The organism is Noviherbaspirillum sp. FW303-A3 (assembly GCF_058788695.1).
The window spans coordinates 97,640-119,751 of sequence record NZ_JBYTAZ010000001.1 but is presented as its reverse complement, the minus strand read 5'-3'; the positions used below and the strand labels follow the sequence as shown (position 1 = coordinate 119,751).

General features: G+C 59.2%; 21 protein-coding genes. 12 read left to right on the top strand and 9 right to left on the bottom strand.

Annotated features, from left to right (window positions below; all coding sequences use genetic code 11):
• Positions 1-115: 115 nt before the first annotated feature.
• From AC3WOY_RS00600 to AC3WOY_RS00590, 3 genes are all read right to left on the bottom strand, one after another.
• Positions 116-1,030: an ethylbenzene dehydrogenase-related protein gene (locus AC3WOY_RS00600; RefSeq protein ID WP_492420298.1), complete on the bottom strand. Its 915-nt coding sequence runs from the start codon at positions 1,028-1,030 to the stop codon at positions 116-118.
• A gap of 56 nt (positions 1,031-1,086) precedes the next feature.
• On the bottom strand, positions 1,087-1,686 hold the full coding sequence (locus tag AC3WOY_RS00595; RefSeq protein WP_492420296.1) for a NapC/NirT family cytochrome c: 600 nt from the start codon (positions 1,684-1,686) through the stop codon (positions 1,087-1,089).
• A gap of 138 nt (positions 1,687-1,824) precedes the next feature.
• Positions 1,825-3,450, bottom strand: a complete 1,626-nt coding sequence (locus AC3WOY_RS00590) for a cytochrome D1 domain-containing protein (RefSeq protein ID WP_492429117.1) — start codon at positions 3,448-3,450, stop codon at positions 1,825-1,827.
• 239 nt (positions 3,451-3,689) lie between these two features.
• Between AC3WOY_RS00590 and cobA the strand changes: the two genes are divergently transcribed.
• Positions 3,690-4,565, top strand: coding sequence for a uroporphyrinogen-III C-methyltransferase (gene cobA, locus AC3WOY_RS00585; protein WP_492420294.1), 876 nt, complete (start codon positions 3,690-3,692; stop codon positions 4,563-4,565).
• A 134-nt stretch (positions 4,566-4,699) separates the two neighbouring features.
• Here the strand turns inward: cobA and AC3WOY_RS00580 are convergent, their stop codons facing one another.
• Both AC3WOY_RS00580 and AC3WOY_RS00575 read right to left on the bottom strand, forming a co-directional pair.
• A complete protein-coding gene (locus AC3WOY_RS00580) occupies positions 4,700-5,338 on the bottom strand; it encodes a hypothetical protein (protein ID WP_492420292.1) in 639 nt (212 codons plus the stop codon).
• Between the two features lie 20 nt (positions 5,339-5,358).
• A complete protein-coding gene (locus AC3WOY_RS00575; protein WP_492420290.1) occupies positions 5,359-6,762 on the bottom strand; it encodes a selenium-binding protein SBP56-related protein in 1,404 nt (467 codons plus the stop codon).
• A 56-nt stretch (positions 6,763-6,818) separates the two neighbouring features.
• Here AC3WOY_RS00575 and AC3WOY_RS00570 point away from each other — a divergent pair, with 56 nt between their 5' ends.
• From AC3WOY_RS00570 to AC3WOY_RS00540, 7 genes are all read left to right on the top strand, one after another.
• Positions 6,819-7,478, top strand: a complete 660-nt coding sequence (locus AC3WOY_RS00570; protein ID WP_492420288.1) for a DUF1269 domain-containing protein — start codon at positions 6,819-6,821, stop codon at positions 7,476-7,478.
• 66 nt (positions 7,479-7,544) lie between these two features.
• The gene (locus AC3WOY_RS00565) at positions 7,545-8,048 is read left to right on the top strand and encodes a hypothetical protein (RefSeq protein ID WP_492420286.1); all 504 of its coding nucleotides are present in this window, start codon (positions 7,545-7,547) and stop codon (positions 8,046-8,048) included.
• Between the two features lie 62 nt (positions 8,049-8,110).
• The gene (locus AC3WOY_RS00560) at positions 8,111-9,241 is read left to right on the top strand and encodes a cytochrome c oxidase subunit II (RefSeq protein WP_492420284.1); all 1,131 of its coding nucleotides are present in this window, start codon (positions 8,111-8,113) and stop codon (positions 9,239-9,241) included.
• Between the two features lie 13 nt (positions 9,242-9,254).
• Positions 9,255-10,997, top strand: coding sequence for a cytochrome c oxidase subunit I (ctaD, locus tag AC3WOY_RS00555; protein ID WP_492420282.1), 1,743 nt, complete (start codon positions 9,255-9,257; stop codon positions 10,995-10,997).
• Positions 10,994-11,650 carry a cytochrome c oxidase subunit 3 family protein gene (locus AC3WOY_RS00550; protein ID WP_492420280.1) on the top strand — a complete coding sequence of 219 codons (657 nt, stop codon included), beginning with the start codon at positions 10,994-10,996 and terminating at the stop codon, positions 11,648-11,650. The genes ctaD and AC3WOY_RS00550 overlap by 4 nt, the downstream gene beginning before the upstream one ends.
• Positions 11,651-11,671: 21 nt before the next feature.
• Positions 11,672-12,364, top strand: a complete 693-nt coding sequence (locus tag AC3WOY_RS00545; protein WP_492420278.1) for a heme-copper oxidase subunit III family protein — start codon at positions 11,672-11,674, stop codon at positions 12,362-12,364.
• A gap of 8 nt (positions 12,365-12,372) precedes the next feature.
• Positions 12,373-12,687 carry a cytochrome C oxidase subunit IV family protein gene (locus AC3WOY_RS00540; RefSeq protein ID WP_492420276.1) on the top strand — a complete coding sequence of 105 codons (315 nt, stop codon included), beginning with the start codon at positions 12,373-12,375 and terminating at the stop codon, positions 12,685-12,687.
• 39 nt (positions 12,688-12,726) lie between these two features.
• Here the strand turns inward: AC3WOY_RS00540 and bfr (AC3WOY_RS00535) are convergent, their stop codons facing one another.
• Together bfr (AC3WOY_RS00535) and bfr (AC3WOY_RS00530) are read right to left on the bottom strand one after the other, a co-directional pair.
• The gene (gene bfr, locus AC3WOY_RS00535; RefSeq protein WP_492420274.1) at positions 12,727-13,206 is read right to left on the bottom strand and encodes a bacterioferritin; all 480 of its coding nucleotides are present in this window, start codon (positions 13,204-13,206) and stop codon (positions 12,727-12,729) included.
• 11 nt (positions 13,207-13,217) lie between these two features.
• On the bottom strand, positions 13,218-13,709 hold the full coding sequence (bfr, locus tag AC3WOY_RS00530; RefSeq protein WP_492420272.1) for a bacterioferritin: 492 nt from the start codon (positions 13,707-13,709) through the stop codon (positions 13,218-13,220).
• A gap of 795 nt (positions 13,710-14,504) precedes the next feature.
• Here bfr (AC3WOY_RS00530) and AC3WOY_RS00525 point away from each other — a divergent pair.
• Positions 14,505-15,284, top strand: coding sequence for a hypothetical protein (locus AC3WOY_RS00525; protein WP_492420270.1), 780 nt, complete (start codon positions 14,505-14,507; stop codon positions 15,282-15,284).
• Between the two features lie 118 nt (positions 15,285-15,402).
• A complete protein-coding gene (locus AC3WOY_RS00520; RefSeq protein ID WP_492420269.1) occupies positions 15,403-18,294 on the top strand; it encodes a putative bifunctional diguanylate cyclase/phosphodiesterase in 2,892 nt (963 codons plus the stop codon).
• Positions 18,295-18,303: 9 nt separating this feature from the next.
• Here the strand turns inward: AC3WOY_RS00520 and AC3WOY_RS00515 are convergent, their stop codons facing one another.
• Positions 18,304-19,242, bottom strand: coding sequence for a LysR substrate-binding domain-containing protein (locus AC3WOY_RS00515; RefSeq protein ID WP_492420267.1), 939 nt, complete (start codon positions 19,240-19,242; stop codon positions 18,304-18,306).
• A gap of 157 nt (positions 19,243-19,399) precedes the next feature.
• On the opposite strand from AC3WOY_RS00515, the gene AC3WOY_RS00510 reads away from it, so the two are divergent.
• Complete coding sequence (locus AC3WOY_RS00510) at positions 19,400-20,101, top strand: pirin family protein (RefSeq protein ID WP_492420266.1); 702 nt, start codon at positions 19,400-19,402, stop codon at positions 20,099-20,101.
• Between the two features lie 66 nt (positions 20,102-20,167).
• On the opposite strand, the gene AC3WOY_RS00505 is transcribed toward AC3WOY_RS00510, so the two are convergent.
• Entirely contained in the window at positions 20,168-20,638 is a 471-nt protein-coding gene (locus tag AC3WOY_RS00505) for a desulfoferrodoxin family protein (RefSeq protein WP_492420265.1), read from the bottom strand.
• Positions 20,639-21,270: 632 nt separating this feature from the next.
• On the opposite strand from AC3WOY_RS00505, the gene AC3WOY_RS00500 reads away from it, so the two are divergent.
• Complete coding sequence (locus tag AC3WOY_RS00500) at positions 21,271-22,083, top strand: DUF2325 domain-containing protein (protein ID WP_492420263.1); 813 nt, start codon at positions 21,271-21,273, stop codon at positions 22,081-22,083.
• The last annotated feature ends 29 nt before the right edge of the window (positions 22,084-22,112 follow it).

Sequence of the window (22,112 nt, the reverse complement as noted above, 5' to 3'; positions counted from 1 at the left end):
GACCGGCGGTCTATCAGGGATAACCGCCGCGTTTTTTCTTGTTCTGCTTCCTGTGCTGCGAATGCGGCGGATGCGAAACCGGTTTTCACATCCGCCGAGGGAACCCACTTCGCAATCAGTCAGCCTTCACCGCGTTGATGGCAGCCTTCGCGTTGTCCAGGCCGAGGGTATAGCCGAACGACACGTAGTGATAACGGCCTACGGTATGGTCGTCATGGATCGCGAAGCCGAAGTTGTACAGCTTGCCCGATTCCAATTTGACGTCGCCTTCGCCGCCGGCGAGCTTGCGCTTGAAGTCGACAGTCCAGGTGTCGCCCTTCAGTTCGCCCTTGGCTTCGACCAGTGCCTTGCCGCCTTCCATCACGCGCTTGTCGGCGATGTGGCCGTCGACTGCCTTCTGCCCCTTGCCGCTCTTGTACTGGAGCAGGTCATAGAACTTGCCGGCGCCGACATTGCCGTCCTTGACGTACTTGGTCTTGTTGTCATCCTTGATGCCGGGCATGGTGCGCACGTCGTTGTGGCAGGTCGCCCAGCAGCCGCCGGTATTGTCATACTCGAGAGTACTCTGCTCTTCCAGCATGAACGCCACCTTGACCGGGTTGGCGGCGTCCATCTTCTTGCCGCTGGCGAAACCGGTGTTCGTCCACGTAAAGCGCAGGTACAGATGGGTGCCGTCATGCGCCGCCTGCACGTTGACCGGAACGCTGCCCGGCTTGCCCTTGATCGGTTCCGGTTCGAGGATCGTGTTCTTGGACTGCGCGCCCGAGACGATCTTCTTGCCGAATTCGACGGCTTCCTCGGTGCCTTTCTTCGGATCGACGTGGCAATCGACACAGGCGTCGCCCTTCTTGACCGCCTTCGCGCCGCCATGCTCGGTGCCTTTCAATACCCATTCCATGCCCGAGGAGCCTGGATAAAACACCGTGATTTTCTTCGACGGTGCCTTGCTCGCGTCGGCAGCAAACGCCGCGCCGGCGCCCAGTGCCATAATCAGTCCCAGGGACGAAACAGCAATCATAGACTTGTTCATCGTGTTCCTCTTCTCAAGTTGATTTCTCATTCAATAATCTTTGGAGGTGCGGCGGTTCAGGAGTCCTCGTCGTCTTCAGGCATGTTCTTCGGCTTCTGGTGCGCGATGCCCTTGTGGCAATCGATACATGTCTGCTTGTCGCGCACTGCGTTCTCATGCTGCTTGCGCGCACGCTGCTGCTGCTTGTCGCCATTCATGCCGTCGAAGCTGTGGCAGTTGCGGCATTCGCGCGAGTCGCCCGCTTTCATCCGTGCCCATTCGCGCGTGGCCAGTTCCAGGCGCTTTGCTTCAAACTTTTCCTTGGTGTCGATGGTGCCGGTAATCTTGCCCAGCACTTCCCTGCTGGCCTGGATCTTGCGCACGAGCTTGTGCGACCAGTCTCTTGGCACGTGGCAGTCCGAGCAAAGGGCGCGCACACCGGTGCGGTTCGAGTAATGGACGGTCTGCTTGTATTCCTGGTAGACCGTGTTTTTCATTTCATGGCAGCCAATGCAGAACTCCAGCTGATTGGTCGCTTCCATGCCGGTATTGAAGCCGCCCCAGAACAGGATGCCGGCAATGAAACCGCCGCCCAGCAGGGTCAGTATCGAATAGCGGACGCTCGGCTTGCGCAGCGTGGCCCACCAGCCGCCGAATGAGTTTTTTTTGTCTGACATGGCTACTCCTTGTTGCGTATGAGCCTGGGTCGATGCGTTGTTGTCTGCCACTACCCTTGGCGCATTGCGTATTTATCTTTTCTTCCTCAAATGCCTTGTAAGGCCCGAAGAGCGCCTGCTCTCCGGGCATCATCACGATTAATAGATGTCGTGCTGGGTGTTCAGGATGTTGAACTTGCCGGTCGGCGTGATCAGCTTCGGATCCTTGATCACGTGCTTCAGCTTGCGAGTCTTGTCATCCAGGATCACGATCGCGGACGGTTCGGTCTTGCCGGCCCACAGCGAGAACCAGACTTCATCGCCCTTTTCGTTGTACTCGGCGTGTACCGTGCGCTTGATCGCCTTGCTTTCCGGCAGGCCGGCCATCTTGGCGACGTTGATGACTTCAGGTCCCTTGGCCAGGTTCTTGATGTCATACACGGTGACCGATTCGGCCAGTTCGCGTTCCGGATTCAGCGGAGCGTCCGCCCACAGGTTGTTGGACTTCGGATGCGTCTTCACGAACAGCGAACCGCCGCCGTGATTCTTCAGTTCCTCGACCACTTTCCATGCGTTCTTCGGATGCTTCACAGGATCGGTACCGATCAGCGAGATCACATCGGCGCCCAAGTGCGAGGTTGCCCACACCGGACCGAATTTCGGATGCACGAAGTTGGCGCCGCGACCCGGGTGCGGTTTGGACTTGGTATCCACCAGTCCGGCCAGCTTGCCGAGCTTGGTGTCGACAACCGCAACCTTGTTCGATGCATTGGCCGCCACCAGGAAGTAGCGCTTGGTGGCGTCCCAGCCGCCGTCATGCAGGAACTTGGCGGATTCGATGGTCGTTTCCTTCAGGTTCTTGATGTCGGAGTAGTCCACCAGCTTGATCATGCCGGTTTCCTTGACGTTGACCACCCATTCCGGCTTGTGCGGAGTCGCAACGATGGATGCGACACGCGGTTCCGGATGGTATTCGCCATCGTGGGTCTGGCCACGGGTCGACACGATCTTCAGCGGCTTCAGGGTGTCGCCTTCGGTGATCACGTATTGCGGCGGCCAGTAGGAACCGGCGATCGCGTACTTGTCTTCGTAGCCCTTGAACTTGGACGTCTCAACCGAGCGTGCTTCGATACCGGTCTTCAGGGTAGCGACGATGGTCGGCTTGTCGAACCACATGTCGATCAGATCGAGCTTGCCGTCGCGGCCAATCACGTATACATAGCGGCCCGATGCGGACACGCGGGAGATGTGCACGGCGTAGCCGGTCTTGACGATGCCCCAGATCTGCTTGGTGTCGCCGTCGATCAGCGCCACTTCGCCGGTGTCGCGCAGGGTCACCGAGAACACGTTCTTCAGGTTGACCTTGTTCAGCTGCTTCTTCGGACGATCTTCCGGCTTGATGTGCAGCTTCCAGCTGTCCATCATGGCCTTCATGCCGAACTCGGGCGGTGCATCCGGCGTCATCTGGATGTAGGTCGCCATCATCGAGATTTCCTCTTTGGTGAGGATATCGTCGAAGTTCACCATGCCGCCTTCAGTACCGTAGGCAATGATTTTTTCCAGACGGCCCTGGCCCAGCTTCGCGGAGTTTTCCGGTTCCAGGTTCTTGCCGGTGGCGCCTTTACGCAGGATGCCGTGACAACCGGCGCAGCGCTCGAAATAAATCTTGCTTGCCGCAGCTTTCTGTTCTGCTGAAAGAGTCGGTTCGTCGGCGGCGTGCGCCATCCCGGCCATCAACGGCAATGCTGCAAGCACTGCCGTCAGGGGACGGGAAACGGACTTCATGTAACTCATGTTGATACCTCCCTTATTAGGATGATTAACTACCTCTGATGAGGCTGCCTGCATTTATGTCGCAACGTTGAAGTCGTGACACGAATTGACGACTCTTGTTTCTTGGGTAGCGGTAGGTTGCGCTTCAACAGTCCTTATTTCCTTAACTCGTATCAATTTTTTTTGGACTGTCCAGGGATAGATTGATGACCGTTGCAAAAGAAAACCTCTAAGGCATCGAAGGAGCATCCATGAGCAAGCGTCCACCCGTCTTTCATTCGCTATATCGGAGCTCCGGTCGCCTGCGTGCCGGCACTGTATATCTTGTCGGCGCCGGTCCGGGCGACCCCGATCTGCTGACGCTGCGTGCAGCCGAACTGCTGCGTCATGCCGACGTCGTGGTGTACGACCATCTGGTAGGAGAAGGCATTCTTGATATGGCGAATGCGGCCGCCGAACGGATCTATGTAGGCAAGAAGAAAAACCTGCACCTCGTGCCGCAGGATGGGATCAACGCGCTGCTGGTGAGCTTGGCAAAGCAGGGTAAAAGTGTGGTGCGCCTGAAAGGCGGCGATTCGTTCATTTTCGGGCGCGGCGGCGAGGAAGCCGAAGTACTTGTCGCCGAGGGTATCCGTTTTGAAGTCGTTCCCGGCATTACCGCTGCCAGCGGTGTGACGTGCTACGCCGGCATTCCGCTCACGCATCGCGAGTATGCGCAATCTTGCATATTTACTACGGGCCACCTGAAGGACGGCAGCCTCGACCTGGATTGGGAAACGCTGGCAAGGCCGCGCCAGACGGTAGTGATTTACATGGGGCTGTCCGCGTTGCGCGAAATCTGCACGCGGCTGGCGGAGCATGGGCAGCGGCGGGACATGAAGGTCGCCGTGATCGAACGCGGTACTACGTCACGGCAGCGCGTTGCATGCGGAACTCTGGAAACGATTGCCGATATCACGACGGCGATGGGATTGGAGTCACCTTGCCTCATCGTTGTCGGGGAAGTCGTCGGGCTGCGTCAAACCTTGCATTGGTTTAGCGAGGAAGCCGGAGAAGAGACCCTTGTGGCGACAAAGTCTGCTTGCATCGATCCGAAAGATATCGATGCCATCAACGTTGCCAACTAAGGCATCGCCGATGATCGTTGGCGAGGTGGTCTCGCTATACGCAAAATTGCGGCAGCAGCACACCTCGGCTCACATCTCCATTCCCGATGCCGCAAATGCTTCGATAGCGTATTCGTAAAAGCGGTTCGAGGCGCTCACAGCGCGGAGATGATGCCGGCAGCGCCGGAAACGATCAGGCTGGCGGCCCATACCCGGTCGAGGTTGAACCAGGCGCGCCGCAGGAAGCGCAAGCCGAGGTAGCGATATGTCGCCCATGCCATTCCCATTCCGGCAGCCAGCATGGCAAGCGTATGGATCGTGGCCACCAGCAGCGCGACATGAATGCTGGAGCGTGCCAGATAGTCCATTACCGTGGCATGCCCTGCGATTCCCGTTTCAGCCGGCCCTGCAGTGCACAGCCCGAGCATGAACGGCACAAGCATCAGGCCCGCGCCATGCAATGTGGCGATCAGGAACGACCACCAGGCGAGCTGCGTCGGCCGGATCCGCGACAGGAATCGCGGGTGGCCGCGCGCGATGAGCATGCGGATGCCGAAGGCGAGCACCAGCACGCCGGCCGCAAGCCGGACCTGCAGATTCCATGCCAGATACCAATCGAGCCAGGCGAACGGCACCAGCACAACAGCCATCGCCAGAAAATGCCCCGTAGCCAAAGGCAGCAATGTCGCGAAGACAGCGCTTGCCCGGCGCACGGTCATGCCGTTGGCGACGGCCAGCGGCCATCCCATTGCCGGATTGAAACCGTGGTACAGACCCAGTACAACGATCGTCATCCACAGCGATGCGGTTGCGTTCAAGCCGAGGGGTAGCAGAATGAGTCGGTGGAACAGTCGCCACCCTGCAGCCGGATCTGGTGTGCCCCATAGTCCGGCCCGAAGTCGACATAGAAATCCGAATCCAGCTTCATACCGCCGCCCGGACTCACCTTGCACATCACCTGCACACCCGGCACGCCGTCGGGATAGAACTGCCTGTCCCAGGTGCTGTACAGTGAATTGGTGAAATAGACCCGCTTGCCGTCGCGGCTGATCTCGGTCATCTGCGGACCGCCGCGGAACGGCCTGCCGCTCGGATGCGCGGTATTGCGCGCGATGCCGCCGATGCGTACGCTGCCGGCCAGCTGCGGCTTCATCGGATCGGTCACATCGTATTGCCGCAGCTCGCCGGTGCCCCAGCAGGCCACGTAGAGATAACGGTCGTCCAGTGAGAGGTCGATGTCGCTGATCAGCGGCGGCACCGCGCCGAAGCCCTTGAGAAGAGGCGGCAGCTTGTCCGCATCGGCCGGTTCGGCGGGGATGACCGCGGTTTTCCTGGCATGGAAGCTGCCGTTCTCGCGGTACCAGGTCCAGATCGATGCTTCCAGGTTGGTCGTGTCGATAACCACGCCGACGAAGCCGTATTCCCGCGTCGGGTCATGCGCCGGGCGAACCTCGAGCGGCATCTGGTGGTTGGCGCCGAAGTCGATGGTCTGCACATGACGGCGGTCGCGCAAGTCCCAGAAGTGCAGGGCGTGGCCGTATTTGTTGCCGAGCAAGTCTTCTGCGACGATGCCGTTTTCGAATTGCGGCGGCAGCCCCCATTCGCTGGACACCATGTAGTCGCGCGGAAGATTCCACCAGAAATCGTAGTGAAGTTTCTGCGGGCCACGATCGATTTCCCAGCGCCCGAGGATGTCGAAGCTCTGGCAATCGAGGATGAAGATCCCGGGCGGGCCATCGGTACCGCTCTCGCCGCCGCCGAGCGTGCTTATGTAGATGCCCTCGGGGCCGCAGTGGACGGTGTGGGGGCGCGAGTAGCCGGTCTTGCGCATCACTTCTTCCGGTTCGATAGTCTTCACCAGCGTCGGCGCGGCAGGATCGGGGCGCGTATCGATGATGTAGATGCGGGACGATCGGATTCCCGGAACGATCAGATAGCGCCGTTGCAGTGCTGCATGGGCCGATATCGGCGAGAGCGCGGAGCTGCACGCATTCCAGCCGAAGTGATGAAATTCGTCTCCCGTAAACGGCATGTCGAGCCGGTTCAGCACCGAGCCATAGGTTGACGACTTCGGATCGACATCCACCACGGCAAGGGCATCGGGCCGGGACCGGTCCGGAGAGAGCAGGGCGGTATAGGACAGGTGTTCCGCTTCGGCTTCCATCGCCAGTTTTGGCGATGGGTAGAAGCTGGGGTCGGGACGCAATGTTTCCAGCATGACCGTTCTCCTTCATGAGGCCGCAGCAGGCGTCATATGCGGGATTTTCATCGTGTATGCCGGTCATGCCGAAGTCAAGCCAAGACGTCGTGCGCATGATCTGCGTCGATTGCGCTTCGATTCATCGTGTTGCCGCTGCACGCCCTGGCATTCAAAAGTATGGAAAGACTACCTATACTGAATTTGTGCTTTCAGTACTGCGAGGGGTTGCCATGCGACATCGACTTTATTATTTGCTTCCGGATATGGAAAGTGCGCGGCATACGCTGGATGATTTGCTGCTGAACCGGATCGAGCAAAGACATATTCACTTTCTTGCCAGAGGGGCGTTGCCGGAAGGCATGCCGGAAGCGAACTTCCTTCAAAAAACCGACGTGGTTCACGGTGCCAAGGCCGGCATGCTTACCGGCGCGGTGCTGGGAATGGCCCTGGGTTTTCTGCTGGTCTACTATTTTTCGCTTTCGTCAGGAGCACTGACGGTGACGGCTACTACCCTGGTCGGGGTTCTGTTCGGCGGCTGGGCGGCGAGCCTTGTCGCGGCGGCCATCCCGAACACACGGCTTGCGGCATTCTTCCCTGAAATAGAAAAGGGAAGGGTGCTGTTGATTGCCGATGTGCCTGCGCGGCGTATCGAACAAATCGAAAAGACACTCGCCGAACGTCATCCGGAAATCAACTTCCGCGGCGAGGAACCGACTATTCCGGCTTTTCCATAATTCGTCGACACAGGGAGCGATGTAACGTTGCAAACGGCATGCACCTCATGCCGGCAGGAGATGATTATGGAATTGCATTTGCATTCGCATCATCTGGAGCATCGCCGCCCGGACTGGGTTGCCGCGGCAGCTTCAGGCTTTGTGGCCGGCGCAATCCTGATGGTGCTGGAATTGTTCTGGTCGGCCATCGTTCAGGACAGCAATCCGTGGGTCACATCGCACAAGATTGCCGCGATCGTTCTGGGGACTGACGTGTTGCGATCCGCCGACTTCAGTGTCGGCATCGTGGGCGTCGCACTCATCATTCATTATGCGCTGGGCATTGCTTTCGGGGTTGTCCTTGCTTCGATCATTGCACCGTTCCGTTTCGATTCAAGTATCGGTATGGCGTTGTTGGTAGGCGCCGTATTCGGCTTGCTACTGTATCTGATCAATTTTTATGTCTTGACCAGCGTTTTTTCCTGGTTTGCCGACATGCGCGGCTGGGCAACCCTGATTGCGAACCTGCTTTTCGGGATGGCACTGGCGGTGATGTACATGAAGCTCGAGCGCCCCGAGATTGCTCGATAGCGCCGGTTCTTCTCCGGATCTGATTGCGCTTACCGGCTACGCTGCCGGGAAAGAGGATCGATATGGTCATGGCTGTCGCGCTCATCGTGATAGTCGCCGCCTCTCTGGTGTTTCATATTGCCAGTCCATGGTGGATCACGCCGCTCGCCTCGAATTGGCAGACGATGGACGACACGCTTGCCATCACCTTGCTGGTCACCGGCATCTTCTTCATAGGCATCAATCTTTTTGTGGCATTCGCACTTTGGCGATACCGTCACCGGGACGGCATGCGGGCGGCTTACGAACCCGACAACAGAAAAGTGGAGCGGCGGCTGCTTGTCGGCACGACGGTCGGCATCATGGCGCTGCTGGCCCCAGGCCTGTTTGTGTATGCGGACTATGTTCGTGCACCGGACGATGCGCTTGTCGTTGAAGTGCTGGGCAAACAGTGGGAGTGGCATTTCCGCTTTCCCGGCGCCAGCGGCAAACTCGGCATGACCAACATCAGTCATGTCACCGCGTCCAATCCTTTCGGGCTCGATCCCAAGGATCCGGTCGGCCAGGACAATCTCCTCGTCGCGGGCGATTTGCATCTGCCTCTCAACAAGCCGGTCAAGGTATTGTTGCGCTCGCAAGATGTGCTGCACGATTTTTACGTGCCGCAATTCCGCGCCCGCATGAATATCGTGCCTGGCATGGTGACCTCGTTCTGGTTCACGCCGACCAGGGCAGGCCGCTATGAAATCCTGTGTGCCCAGTTATGCGGTGTCGGCCACTACAACATGCGCGGCTACGTGGTCGTGGAAGATGAAGCGACCTTCCTGAAGTGGCTCGAAGCGCAGCCGACCTTCACGGCCACCCTGGACAAGCCGCGTGTCGCCATGGCGGCGGGAGGCCGCGATGCACTGCCGGCACAGGGGCAGGCACTGGCCCAGGCAAAGGGTTGTATCGCCTGTCATTCGACCGATGGCAAGCCCGGTGTCGGTCCGACATGGAAAGGCTTGTACGGCAAGACGGAAACCATGGCCGACGGGTCCTCAATCCGCGTTGACGATGCTTTCCTGAAAGATGAAATCCGCAATCCGCAGGCGCGCGTGGTGAAAGGCTTTGCATCGATCATGCCAAAGGTTGATCTGACCGATGACGAACTGGCCGCGCTTTCAGCCTATATCCAGTCCCTTGGAAGTCCGGGGCAGCCGCCTGCAAAGTGAGGAGGAACACACCATGGATTACGCTCACGGTTCGCAAAGCTTCTGGACCAAATATGTCTGGAGCCAGGACCACAAGGTGATCGCGATCCAGTATGCCTGTACCGCCATCGCGGTCGGCCTGGTCGGCGTTGCGCTGTCCAACCTGATGCGGCTGCAGCTCGGGTTTCCCGGCCGTTTTGAATTCATCGATGCGCAACGGTACTATCAGTTCGTCACCATGCACGGGATGATCATGGTGATTTATCTCCTCACCGCCTTGTTCCTCGGCGGCTTCGGCAACTACCTGATCCCGCTGATGGTCGGCGCGCGCGACATGGTTTTTCCGTTCCTGAACATGCTCAGCTTCTGGGTCTACCTGCTGTCGGTACTGGTGCTGCTCGCCAGCTTCTTCGTGCCGGGCGGCCCCACCGGCGCCGGGTGGACGCTCTATCCGCCGCAGGCCATTTTGCCCGGCACGCCGGGCTACGACTGGGGCATCATCCTGATGCTGGTATCGCTGGTGATCTTCATTGTCGCCGCCACCATGGGCGGTTTGAATTATGTGACGACAGTGCTGCAGGCACGCACCGAAGGCATGACCCTGATGCGCATGCCGCTGACGGTCTGGGGCATTTTCGTTGCAACGATTCTTGCACTGCTGGCGTTTCCTGCGTTGTTCGTAAGCGGCGTGATGATGCTGCTCGACAAAACGCTGGGCACCAGCTTTTTCATGCCATCGCTGGTATCGATGGGACAGGTGACCAATTACAAGGGCGGCAGTCCGCTGCTGTTCCAGCACCTGTTCTGGTTCTTCGGCCATCCGGAAGTCTATATCGTGGCGCTGCCGGCATTCGGCATCGTGTCCGACCTGATCAGCGTGCATGCACGCAAGAGCATCTTCGGCTACCGCAACATGGTGTGGGCGATTATTGCCATCGGCTTGCTGTCGGTCGTGGTCTGGGCACATCACATGTTCGTCAGCGGGATGAATCCGTACTTCGGTTTCTTCTTCGCCACCACCACACTGATCATCGCCGTGCCGACTGCAATCAAGGTGTACAACTGGCTGCTGACGCTGTGGCGCGGCGACATCCATCTTTCCGTGCCGATGCTGTTCGCGCTGGCCTTTGTCAGCACCTTCGTCATCGGCGGATTGACCGGCCTGTTCCTTGGCAACGTCAGCGTGGATATCCCGCTATCCAACACTTACTTCGTGGTTGCGCATTTTCATATGGTGATGGGCGTGGCGCCGATTCTCGTGGTCTTCGGCGGGATCTACCACTGGTTCCCGAAGGTCACCGGCCGCATGCTCGACGACCGGCTCGGCAAGTTCCATTTCTGGATCACTTTCCTCGGCACCTATGCCATCTTTTTCCCGATGCATTACCTCGGCGTCCTTGGCATGCCGCGCCGCTACTACGCGTTCGAGCACTATGACTTCATCCCTCAGTCGGCGCATGACTTGAACACATTCATCAGCGTGGTGGCATTGATCGTTGGCACTGCGCAACTGCTCTTTGTTTTCAACCTCGTATGGAGCGCATTTCGCGGCAGGAAGGCCGACGGCAATCCATGGCGCGCAGCATCGCTCGAATGGCAAACGCCGCAGACTCCGCCCGGCCATGGCAACTGGGGACCGGCATTGCCGGTCGCCTATCGCTGGGCTTATGCGTATAGCGTACCCGGCGCACCGCAGGATTTCATTGCTCAGAATGCCGCGCCGGAAGCAGGCGGATCCGAACCCGAACCCTATGGCGGCAAGGAGGCTTTGGCATGACTACACCTTTGATGGTTCTCTCGGCGATGGATGACGGCGATCATGCCCCCGCTCGCGGCGCGACCGGTTGGGATAGCGGCCGCCGGGAACCTGCCGCCGGCGTGGCGCTGTGGATATTCATGGCGGTGGCAACATCCTTGTTTTCACTGTTCATCGCATCGTACGTCATGCGCATGGAGGGAACGGACTGGTCCGTGATCGCCATGCCATGGCAGCTGTGGCTCAGCACTGCGCTGCTCATTGCCGGTAGCGCAAGCCTGCAAATGGCCAGCGCCTTCGGAGGCCGCAGGCGCTGGAACGGTGCGCATGCCCTGCTGCTGGCGGGTGGAATTTGCGCGTTCGCCTTTCTGGGCGTGCAGCTCTGGGCATGGCAGGCACTCCTGGCGAATCACGTGGTTCCGGCAGGGAATCCGGCCGGCAGTTTCTTCTATCTGTTGACTGCGATGCATGCTCTGCATGTCGCAGGCGGATTGGCCGGGTGGGGCGTTGCATTGTCCGGCTTTCATCGGCAGGTTGACTCGGTTCGTGTCGCGCGGCGCATGACACTGTGCGCCCGCTACTGGCATTTCCTGCTGGCGGTGTGGCTGGTGCTGTTTGGCACACTTGGCTGGCTGACGCCGGAAGCGGTGCGCTTCATTTGCGGCACGCGCTGAAGACAAGGCTACGGAGGCGGTATGAGCGCGCAGTTGTCTCCATCGAAGGATGCATCGGTTTCGCCGGGCGGATGGCGCGGACTGGTGGCCGACTGGTCATCCGACAAGGAAGTCTTCTCGGTATCGTGGGGCAAGGCGATGATGTGGATTTTCCTGCTTTCCGATACCTTCGTCTTCAGTTGCTTCCTGACCGGTTACATGACGGTGCGTGTTTCGACGCCGGCACCGTGGCCGAACTCCAGCCATGTGTTCGCATTGGATATCGGCGGCGTCGAGGTGCCGCTGATTCTCATTGCCATCATGACGTTCGTGCTGATCACCAGCAGCGGCACGATGGCAATGGCCGTCAATTTCGCCTACCGGCGCGATCGCCTGCGCACCGCAGTATTGATGATGGCGACGGCTGCGTTCGGCGCCTTGTTTGTCGGTATGCAGGCCTTCGAATGGACCAAGCTGATCGTGGAAGAGGGCATCCGTCCATGGGGCAATCCGCTGGGGGCGGCGCAGTTCGGCGCCACCTTCTTCATGATCACCGGTTTTCACGGCATGCATGTGTCGGCCGGCGTGATTTACCTGCTGATCGTGGCGCTTCGCGTGCTGCGCGGGCGATACGAGAAAAGCGGCAATTACCAGATCGTCGAGATCGCCGGGCTCTACTGGCACTTTGTCGACCTGGTCTGGGTATTCATTTTTGCGCTGTTTTATCTCTGGTGAGGCTAGCCATGAGTTCTCCCGGCGGACAACAACATCCGGTCAGCCTGTACCTCAAGATCTGGGGATTGCTGTTTGTGCTCAGCACCTTGTCCTATCTGGTTGATTATTTTCACTTTCAGGGCTACCTGCGATGGGCCCTGATTATCGTCTTCATGTTGCTGAAAGCTGGATTGATCGTCGCGATTTTCATGCACATGGCCTGGGAGCGCATGGCATTGGTATACGCGATCCTTGTTCCGCCGCTGTGCCTGCTGGTCCTGGTGGGGCTGATGGCGTCGGAGGCGGATTACACCCTGGTCACTCGGCTGTCGTCCTTTCGGTGAGACACCTGCGGGAGCCGATAACCGGAAAATCCACCGGACTCAGTCGCCCGCGCTTTTCATCTGTGACTGCAGGTAGTTCTGCAGCCCGACATCCTTGATCAGAGTCTGCTGGGTTTCGAGCCAGTCGATGGAGCCCTCGCAGTGCTCCAGCAGTTCTTCCAGCAGATCGCGGCTGACATAGTCATGGACGACCTCGCAATTGGCGATGGCCTGCACCAGCAGCTGGTGATGGGTCTTTTCGTGGCGGAGATCGCAATCAAGGCATTCCGCAGCGTCTTCGCCGATCAGCAGTTTGCCCAGGTCCTGCAGGTTGGGCAGGCCTTCCAGGAACAGGATCCGTTCGATCAGCTCGTCCGCTTCTTTCATGACGCGGATGGATTGCTTGTACTCGTACTTGCCGAGCTGTCCCAGCCCCCAGTGCCCGAACATGCGTGCATGGAGAAAATACTGGTTGATCGCGGTCAGCTCGTTCTTCAACACCTTGTTGAGGAGGGTCAGGATCTGCGCATCGCCTTTCATCGCTTGCTCCTTCAGGTCGTAGCAGAAGAGGACGAGCCCATCTGGCTTTGCTGGTAGTTCTGCAGGCCGACGAGTCCGATCAACCGGATTTGCTGCTCGAGCCAGTAGGCATGGTCCATTTCGGTATCTTCCAGCTGCTGGACGAGCATGTCCCTCGTCACGTAGTCCTTGGCCGACTCGCATGCGGCGATGGCTTTCTTCAATTCGCCGACGACGTGGTATTCGACATCCAGATCCGCTTGCAGCATCTCCGGGACGGTGCTCCCCACCTTGAGAGCCTGCCGTTTGCTCAGATCCGGCGTGCCCTCCAGGAAAAGAATGCGCTGGATCAGCAAGCGCGCATGGTGGCGCTCATGGTCGGATTCGTGGAGGCTGTGCTCGGCGAGATGCGGAAAGCCGAAGTTGGCGTACATCTCACCATGGATCAGGTACTGGTCGACTGCGGTCAGTTCACCGGCAAGAAGGCCGTTGAGAATATCAATGATCGCCGTATCGCCTTTCATGGGTGCTCCTGATGAGTAATTTATCCATTAAGCGTGGCATGCGGCAGGGTCATGGTCAAGGTACGCCATGCATTTCGTTATTGATTCTCATTTTGGATTAGGACGCAGACCGCTTGAGATCCGGAAGCGATGGCGGCAACAAGGCTTCATTGGAAGGAGAGGCGAAGCAGTCGGGCTAATGACTAATGGCAAACGAAAGAACTTCGTCGCCCGCCTTTGTCAGCCGCACGCGTTCTTCCTGTTGCCAGGTTTGGTAATACGCCGTCTTTACTGGCCATACTTCGTCGGCGCGAACGAAGCGGTTTGCAATTGGGTATGCATTTGCTTCTCAGGCGATAAACGGGGAAGGTGCATAAAGGTTTTTCGAGAGAAATAGCCTCGGTCATTTGCGGGCCCGAAAATTTAATTTCCGTTTCAATTAAGCAAGTATTTTGTAACCAAGTGCAACCGACGGAGGGACTGGATTCGCCAAGTCTCCAAACATTTTCTCCGCGCAACATCACGCCCCGCCTCAAAAACACGACGTTCTTCTTTTCTCTTCCCCGCAAGATCCGCTCGCTTCTCGAATACTTATAGTCGACAAGTATCGTTGCCAATTTTCAATTCAGTGCCTAAATTCATTTTTGTTGCTGGAAACCAAGCTGATGATTTCGGGTCTTGCGTAGCATGGTCAACTGCTTTCCTCAACGCAAGCAGATGACACGAGTCTCACAGGCGCGACTTGCAGTGGCAAGACCAGCGGCCTGACTTTCCATCCCGACCAGAAGATTTCACTAATTGAGAAAAGGAATCGCCATGAACAACCAATCCATCCACGTCACCTCATCCGCTGCAAAATTCATCAGTGGCGGTATCGGATTTCCGCGTGCCGGCACGACGAAGGTCGAACGCTTTCCGTTCACCATCCGGGTTGTCCAAAGCGAGACCGATCTCTTCAAGGCGATCCGCGTGCGGCACTCCGCATACTCCCGCCATCTTCCCGAACTGGGCGATACCTTGAAGGAACCTGAGGCGCTCGACTATGACAGCGCCGCCGTCGTGCTGCTTGCCGAATCCAAGCTGGACGGCTCCCCGCTGGGAACGGCGCGCATCCAGACCAATATGGAGCGTCCGCTGTGCGTCGAACGCTCCATCGTTCTGCCCGCATACATGCAGGGAGAACGCCTTGCGGAAGTCACACGCCTGGGCGTGGAGAGCGGCCGCGTTGGTCGCCTGGTGAAGATTGCACTGGTCAAGGCCAGCTTCATGTATTGCGAGCTCAATCGCGTACGGTGGGCCATCGCCGCCGGGCGCGCACCCATCGACAAGCAATATGAGGCGCTCCTGTTTTCCGACCTCTACCCGGAGCAGGGTTTCGTACCGTTGCAGCATGCCGGTAACATTCCGCACCGTGTCATGGCATTCGAAATCGGTACCGGCCATGCGCGCTGGACTGCGGCCAAGCACCCTTTGATCGACTTCTTCAGTCATACTGATCACCCCGATATTTCCGTCGATCGCCGGGAAACCCTGAGTGGATCGACAGTGTCTGACAAGCAGAAACCTGCCTTTGCGTCGACACCGTTGCCGCAGTAACAGCGGCGATTGGGGGCGTCCACAAGAAGGATGCATCCAAGGCCATTTTTTTACCGCAACACTATTTCGTTTGATCCGGATGCGAACGCATATCCAACTTCCGAACGGTGCCAAAGGCATGAAGGAATCGCTTCGTCAGCTGCTCGCCGCGATGTCCTTTTATCTCGTTCCGCTGGCGATTGCAGTGTTTTCCGTCATCGCGCTCGCGCTTTGGAACAGCCAGTATCGCGCCGAGCCGGATCGGCCGCTGCGTGTGCACGTCGTCCAGTCAGCAGCCATTCAAGCCCCCAATGAAGCGCTTGCGCGGCTCGCCGCTGTCGAGCCGGTGTATGAGTACGAGACGAAGCTGTCGGAAGCGCCGGTGTGGTTTTCGCTGAAACGATCTTTCGATACGAAAACCCCAACCGTCATCGAGTTCCCGTCACGCCACGCCGTAGAGATGGTGTGCTGGAATGGGGAAACCCTGGAGCTGATCGGCAAGTCCACCAAGTCAAATGCCGAAGGCGGACTGGCGCCAGCCAAGAGCGGCTTCACGCTGCAATCGTCCGCGGCCCAGGCGGTATGCCGTGCCGAGTTCGTCGGTCCGGCAAGGCTGACGGCACTGCAGTGGTCGCAGCCGCAGTTTGCGATGTCGGAAGCGCACTTCCATCGCAAGTCCGGATTGCTCGATGGCGGGCTGGTGGTACTGGCGATGTTCGTACTGATGATTGCGCTCATCAACCGGGAAAAGCTCTACGTCCTGTTCGCCGTCTGGCTGTGCCTGAACTTGCGTGTGGGCGCGCTCTCCGCCGGCTGGGACGTGCAATGGCTGGGCCAGCATGTGCCGGAAGAGTGGCTATTGCCGATGCGCACCGTGACGATCGCGCTCTATGCCCTCGTCACGCTGGAGCTGTATTCGAAGCTGTTCGAGGAGCAGATTCCGCGCACCCGCTTTGCCCGTCCGCTGTCCATCACGCACTGGATGTGCCTGCCGCTGCTGGCCGCGGCGGTCTTCCTTCCGTTCAGGACCTTCCTGCCCGTCATGTGGCTGCTGGCCGGGGCAGGGCTGCTGGTGATGGTCGCCAGCCTGCTGGGCATACTCGCCCGCACGCGTTCCATGGTCGCGTTCTGGCTGGTTGCTGCATTCGGCGTGACTTTCATGTCCAGCCTGTCCGAAGTGATTGCCGCCGCTCTCGGCGTCCGCGATTTCGTCGGCGTGGTCAATAGCGTGACCGCTGCACTTGCCTCAAGCCTGCTCGCAGCCCTGGCAATTGCGGAACGCATGCGCCAGGAGCACGACCAGCGCGTCGAGGCACAGCGCGAACTCGAGCATACCTACCAGGTCATGCCCATCGGCCTGTTTTCCCTGGATACCCAAGGCAATGTCTTGAGCTGCAACCCGGCCCTGCGCGACATGATCGGCATGGACTGCGCCGACCAGAAGCAGTGGATGCGGCATTTCACGCCGGACACCTGGACGACGCTGCACGAGAGCGTGCACCGCCAGAGCGACGCGGAGATGGAAGTCTGGAACGCGGACGGAAGCCGGCGCTACCTGCTGAAGGCGACGTTGTCGCGCGGGAAGATCGAAGGGTTCCTGCAGGACATTACCGAGCAGGCCAAGGCAACCGAGGACCTTCGCTTCATGGCCAACAACGACCCGCTGACGAAGGTGTACAACCGGCGCGGCATCGAACAGATCTTCAACCTTGCCGAGGGCATGGGCCGGTCGATGACGCTGGGTTATCTCGACCTGGACCGTTTCAAGCTCATCAACGACCTCTTTGGCCACGCCGCCGGCGACGAAGTGCTCAAGCAGGTCTGCGAGCGCATCTCGTCCATCCTGCCAACAAGCCACAAGATCGGGCGCGTGGGCGGCGACGAGTTCCTGATCGTGATGCCGGACACGGGGATTCCGCTTGCGTCCCTTATCTGCCAGGGGATCGTCACCGGTCTCGGCAAGCTGCCATATCGCGTCGGCGACAAGGCATTCCACGTGCGCGGTTCGATCGGCCTGATCGAGGTTAGCCCCGGCATGTCGATAAAGGAAGCGGTGTCGGCCGCAGACCGCGCGTGCCGCGAGGCGAAGGCGCGGCAGGGGGAGGGACTGGTTGTCTACGAACGGAATGCATCCGCCTTCCACGAGCGGCAGGCAGAACTCGACCTGGTCGAGCAGTTGTCGCACGGCGATGCCACGCGGCACCTGTTTCTCGAAATGCAGCCCATCATGGCCTTCAACAACCCGTGCGGATCGCTCAATTTCGAAGTTCTGCTGCGCATGCACGGCCCGGACAATAGCGTGATCACTGCGGGCCGCATCATTGACGCGGCCGAGAAGAGCGGCCTGACCGGCATGATCGACCGCTGGGTGCTGGCGACGACGCTGCAGTGGATCGAAGAAAATCTTCCTGCCTTGCAGAAGACCCAGTTCATCTGCATGAACCTGAGCGGCGCATCGCTCAACGATGAACACTTTATCCAGGATACGCTCGTCACCCTCGAAGAGTATCCGGTCGGCGCACGCTATCTGTGCATGGAAATCACGGAAAGCGTGGCGCTGCACGACCTCGACAACACCCGCCGCTTCATCGACCAGATCCGAAGCTGCGGCGTGCGCGTGGCATTGGACGACTTCGGAGCCGGTTACACCTCGTTCTCCTATTTGAAGGAACTGCCTGCCGACGTCCTGAAAATCGACGGAAAGTTCGTCCAGAACATCAATGCGCATCCGGCCGACGTGGCGATCGTGGAGGCGATCGTAAAACTGGCGATGAACCTTGGCATGAAGACGATTGCCGAATGGGCCGAGGATGCCGCCACCGCAAGAACGCTGGCAGAGATCGGTGTCGACTATGTGCAGGGCTTTGTCGTCGCCCGCTCGCAGCCGGCACAGCGGATTATCGAGGCGGACTCGGCGGCAAGCTTCATCATCGACGGGGAAATGCTGGCGCTGATACAGGATCTGGAGGATTCGCGAAACAATTATTCGCCCGGTTCCGGCAAGGTGCTGAGCTTTCGGGATATAAGCTGAGATCCCTGCCTATGCCTGTAACTGCGTCGCAGTCCACATGGCCCTGCGTATTTCCGCAAACGGCTGCGCCGTCCGCACGCGGTCGATCCACCATTGGAGCGCGGCGCCTTCGTCTCCGGTACGCCACGCCAGATAAAAGGTTTCATCGGGCTTCGGCTCTTGTACTTTCTTTTCGACCAGCAAGCCGCTTTCGATTGCCGGTCGGGCGCAATCCTCGGGCAAAAAGCCGAAGCCAAGACCGGCAACCTGGAATTCATATTTTGTAAGCATGTCCGGCACGGACAGCGTGTCCTGGCCAAACAGGAGCCCGACGGTGCGCGCTTCCAGCTGGCGTGCCGAATCGGACACGGAAACGGCGCGGTAGTCGTGCAGGTCGGTCTTCGAAAGAGGCCGTCTTGCCTTTGCCAGCGGGTGCGCCGGGGAGACCGCAAATACAAATGCTATTGTCCCGATCGGCTCGGCCGTATAGCCGCCACCGGAGGGGCCTTCTCCCGCCGCGCCGATCAAGAGATCGACGCGCCGGTCCAGCAGCGCCTCCCATGTACCGGACAAGGCCTCCCGGACAATCCGCAACCGCGTCTGGTCCGCGACAGCGTAGAACGCCTCGATATCCTTCCTCAGGCCGATCGGGGAGAGCAGGGAGTCCATTCCGATGGCGAATTCTGTCTCCCAGCCATCCGCGACACGCCGGACACGGCACTCCAGGTCGCCCGCCGCCTTGAGCAGGTAGCGGCCTTCCTTCAGCAATTCCTCTCCTGCCGGCGTAAGCACGACCTTGGGGCCGGACCGCTCGAACAACTGGACGCCGAGGTCGTCCTCGAGCTTGGACACGGTGTAGGAAATCGTCGACGGCACCCTGAACAATTCCTTGCCCGCTGCAGAGAAGGAGCCGCGCCGTGCGATTGCATCGACGATTTGAAGGGCTTCAAGGCTTAGTCTGAGTTTCATTTTCGAAAATTTCGAAAGAAGAGCGGTAAATTTTCCGTTTTTTATTCTCGATGTTGATCCCCATAATACAACTCGTAGGGCGTTTTGGTTGCAAGTGAGTATTCGACTGGCTCGAATATTGAAATCAGAAATTGTTGAACAGGACAAGGAGTGAAACATGCTGAAGATTCGCAAAGGTAACGACCGCGGCGTAGCCGACTTCGGCTGGCTGCATTCGCAGCACACCTTTTCTTTCGGGCATTACCACGACCCGGAGCACATGGGTTTCGGGCCATTGCGCGTGATTAACGACGATCGGGTAGAGCCGGGCTACGGCTTCGATCCGCACGGCCACAAGAACATGGAAATCATCTCCTATGTTCTCGATGGTGCGCTCGAACACAAGGACAGCATGGGGAATGGTTCGGTGCTGCGTTACGGCGATGTGCAGCGCATGAGCGCGGGTACCGGGGTGGTGCATAGCGAATACAACCATTCGCGGGAAGAGCCCGTGCATTTCCTTCAGATCTGGATCATGCCGGAGACCGCCGGCGGTGCTCCCGGATATGAAGAGAAGCACTTTGATGCCGAATCAAAGAAAGGACAACTGCGCCTGATCGCATCGCAGGAAGGCCGCGACGGGTCGGTATCGCTGCGCCAGGATGCGGCGATCTACGCATCCATCCTGGATGGTGATGACACACTCGAATACCGGATCGAGGGCGGCCGCAATATCTATGTGCATGTGGCACGCGGCAAGCTGCTGGTAAACGGCATCGCACTGGCGGCGGGAGATGCATTGAAAGCCACCGACGAGACGCTTGTCACGCTGTCCGGGGCAGAAGCTGCGGAAGTCTTGTTGTTCGACTTGCCGGATTAATGCCCTCGAACGCGCCCCTGCCGGGATGGAGGGGCGCGCTTGTCCTCAGCGCATTGCGCGATGCGTTCAGACTGTAGTCCGGTTGCCCCACTTGCCATGCACATTGCAGTCCGTGACTGCCAGCAGCTTGTCGCCCGCCTTGAGCCGCTGCACGAAGGTCACGGCCGGCAGCGATGCGTCGGCCAGGGCCTTGTTCATCGTGTGTTCGGCAACCAGCTTGCCGTTCAGGTACAGCGCGATCGCACCGATGTAATGCTCGTTGGTCGCCTCGTGTCTGGCCTGGACGGTGACACGATAGAACTCGCCTGGCGGCGTCTTGCCGTACGCGACCGCCTTGCTGTCGACTTTCTCCAGCGCGATGGATGGCGTGTGCGAGGTTTCCTGCCCCGGTTTCAGATTCGTCGGATCCTCGGCGAACTTCACTTCCTTGATGTCGTCCGCAGCCAGTGCCGGACGGGCCAGCGATGGACCGACGGCGGCGAATGCCGCGCCGGCGAGGGCGCTCCTGACGAATGAGCGGCGAGTCTCGTTTTGCATGTGTATTGCTCCTTGTGCGTAATTGGAATGGGGACGCGCCGCATATGGCTGCGTCGAAGCGGCTAGTGCAGGCAGCGTGCCAGTGCCGCGCAAGGCGTATGCGGTGACGCGGAAGTGATTGAATAAACAGGGGAAATTTTCAATGGCGGAGGTGCCGGCCTGCCATCCGGTCACGGTGCTGTCGATGGTTTTGTTGCGACACTCCGGGGCGTTCCGTTCGGCCGGGCACAACACGTTCAGCCGCGATTCCGGCCATTCCATCCGTTCGCAGTGCATCGCTTTCCGAATTTGCGTGCCTGTTTCGCATTAATGCTTTTAAATGCGAATGATTCTCATCATACTCTGTCGACTCAACGCATTTCGCTCCGCTTCAAGAGAGTTGCTTCCTTGACATCGAAGGGGATACCCATGTGTGATCACGATAAGAGTCAACCACAGGCTGCTGCACTGTCAGCGTCACTGCCGATGCTTTCCCGGGGGACGCCGCATACCCGGCATCCAGGTCCAGGCAATTAGCGCTGTGGGACGAATCCCTGCAGCAGGGTAACGGCGTAGCGGGCGCCCTGTGGGCGACGCTGTCGCACCCGCGTTGCGACGAGGAGCTGTGCGAGAAGGTATGCCAGGACATCCACATGTTCCAGCACCAGATGGGGGCCTGCAACCGTGCCGACCTGCAACGGCTGGAGCAGTTGCAGGAGGAAAACGCGACTCTGCGGCGCGAGCTGGCGGAGCAGAAGGAGCGTCACTTGCTGTCGGCCGCGGGCCGCACCGCCGAGATGAATCGCATGAATGCCGATCTCTTGCGCTTGAGAGGGCAATTGATCGCCCGCGATTCCGCACTGGCTTTACTGCAGGAAGAGCTTGCATCGCTGCATGCCGCGGTGCCGGGCTTGCAGGCGCGGCTGGAACTCCTCCAGCACATGGAAGCATTGCAGTTGCGGACACAGGAGCTTGAGCGGATCCGGACCGAATGGCAAAAGCGTGCCGAACAGGAGATTGCGCGTGTGCAGAAGCTGGAAGAGCAGGTCGCCGTCATGCGCCGCCGGGAAGAACAGCGGGAAGCGGCAGCAGGATCGGACGATCCCGCCTCCCTTGCCGACTTGCGCGACAAGTCCGTGCTGTGCGTGGGCGGGCGCACAGCCAGCGTGCCGGTATACCGGCAGTTGATCGAATGCACGGGCGGCCGTTTCCTGCACCATGACGGCGGCGAGGAAAACAATCCCGCGCAGTTGGAGGCCAGCCTGGCGGCGGCGGACCTCGTGATCTGCCAGACCGGATGCATCAGCCATGACGCCTACTGGCGTGTGAAGGATCATTGCAAGCGCAGCGGCAAGCGTTGCGTATTCGTCGACAAGCCCAGCGCCAGCAGTCTCGAGCGTTGCCTGCGGGGACTCGGGCAATGTGAAGGGCATGAGGGAGTCGAGGGTATCCAGTCTGGCGGTTGAGCAGGTGCCGATGTTCCACCGATACGGCC

What these genes read in the sequence shown, in the direction of transcription:
- AC3WOY_RS00600 (WP_492420298.1), bottom strand. Translation starts at nt 1,030, where the DNA reads ATGAACAAGTCTATGATTGCTGTTTCGTCCCTGGGACTGATTATGGCA.
- AC3WOY_RS00575 (WP_492420290.1), bottom strand. Translation starts at nt 6,762, where the DNA reads ATGCTGGAAACATTGCGTCCCGACCCCAGCTTCTACCCATCGCCAAAA.
- AC3WOY_RS00545 (WP_492420278.1), top strand. Translation starts at nt 11,672, where the DNA reads ATGAGCGCGCAGTTGTCTCCATCGAAGGATGCATCGGTTTCGCCGGGC.
- AC3WOY_RS00510 (WP_492420266.1), top strand. Translation starts at nt 19,400, where the DNA reads ATGCTGAAGATTCGCAAAGGTAACGACCGCGGCGTAGCCGACTTCGGC.
- AC3WOY_RS00565 (WP_492420286.1), top strand. Translation starts at nt 7,545, where the DNA reads ATGGAATTGCATTTGCATTCGCATCATCTGGAGCATCGCCGCCCGGAC.
- AC3WOY_RS00560 (WP_492420284.1), top strand. Translation starts at nt 8,111, where the DNA reads ATGGTCATGGCTGTCGCGCTCATCGTGATAGTCGCCGCCTCTCTGGTG.
- AC3WOY_RS00570 (WP_492420288.1), top strand. Translation starts at nt 6,819, where the DNA reads ATGCCGGTCATGCCGAAGTCAAGCCAAGACGTCGTGCGCATGATCTGC.
- bfr (WP_492420274.1), bottom strand. Translation starts at nt 13,206, where the DNA reads ATGAAAGGCGATGCGCAGATCCTGACCCTCCTCAACAAGGTGTTGAAG.
- AC3WOY_RS00590 (WP_492429117.1), bottom strand. Translation starts at nt 3,450, where the DNA reads ATGAAGTCCGTTTCCCGTCCCCTGACGGCAGTGCTTGCAGCATTGCCG.
- AC3WOY_RS00525 (WP_492420270.1), top strand. Translation starts at nt 14,505, where the DNA reads ATGAACAACCAATCCATCCACGTCACCTCATCCGCTGCAAAATTCATC.
- AC3WOY_RS00580 (WP_492420292.1), bottom strand. Translation starts at nt 5,338, where the DNA reads ATGACGATCGTTGTACTGGGTCTGTACCACGGTTTCAATCCGGCAATG.
- bfr (WP_492420272.1), bottom strand. Translation starts at nt 13,709, where the DNA reads ATGAAAGGCGATACGGCGATCATTGATATTCTCAACGGCCTTCTTGCC.
- AC3WOY_RS00540 (WP_492420276.1), top strand. Translation starts at nt 12,373, where the DNA reads ATGAGTTCTCCCGGCGGACAACAACATCCGGTCAGCCTGTACCTCAAG.
- AC3WOY_RS00550 (WP_492420280.1), top strand. Translation starts at nt 10,994, where the DNA reads ATGACTACACCTTTGATGGTTCTCTCGGCGATGGATGACGGCGATCAT.
- AC3WOY_RS00520 (WP_492420269.1), top strand. Translation starts at nt 15,403, where the DNA reads ATGAAGGAATCGCTTCGTCAGCTGCTCGCCGCGATGTCCTTTTATCTC.
- cobA (WP_492420294.1), top strand. Translation starts at nt 3,690, where the DNA reads ATGAGCAAGCGTCCACCCGTCTTTCATTCGCTATATCGGAGCTCCGGT.
- AC3WOY_RS00515 (WP_492420267.1), bottom strand. Translation starts at nt 19,242, where the DNA reads ATGAAACTCAGACTAAGCCTTGAAGCCCTTCAAATCGTCGATGCAATC.
- AC3WOY_RS00505 (WP_492420265.1), bottom strand. Translation starts at nt 20,638, where the DNA reads ATGCAAAACGAGACTCGCCGCTCATTCGTCAGGAGCGCCCTCGCCGGC.
- AC3WOY_RS00595 (WP_492420296.1), bottom strand. Translation starts at nt 1,686, where the DNA reads ATGTCAGACAAAAAAAACTCATTCGGCGGCTGGTGGGCCACGCTGCGC.
- AC3WOY_RS00500 (WP_492420263.1), top strand. Translation starts at nt 21,271, where the DNA reads ATGTTCCAGCACCAGATGGGGGCCTGCAACCGTGCCGACCTGCAACGG.
- ctaD (WP_492420282.1), top strand. Translation starts at nt 9,255, where the DNA reads ATGGATTACGCTCACGGTTCGCAAAGCTTCTGGACCAAATATGTCTGG.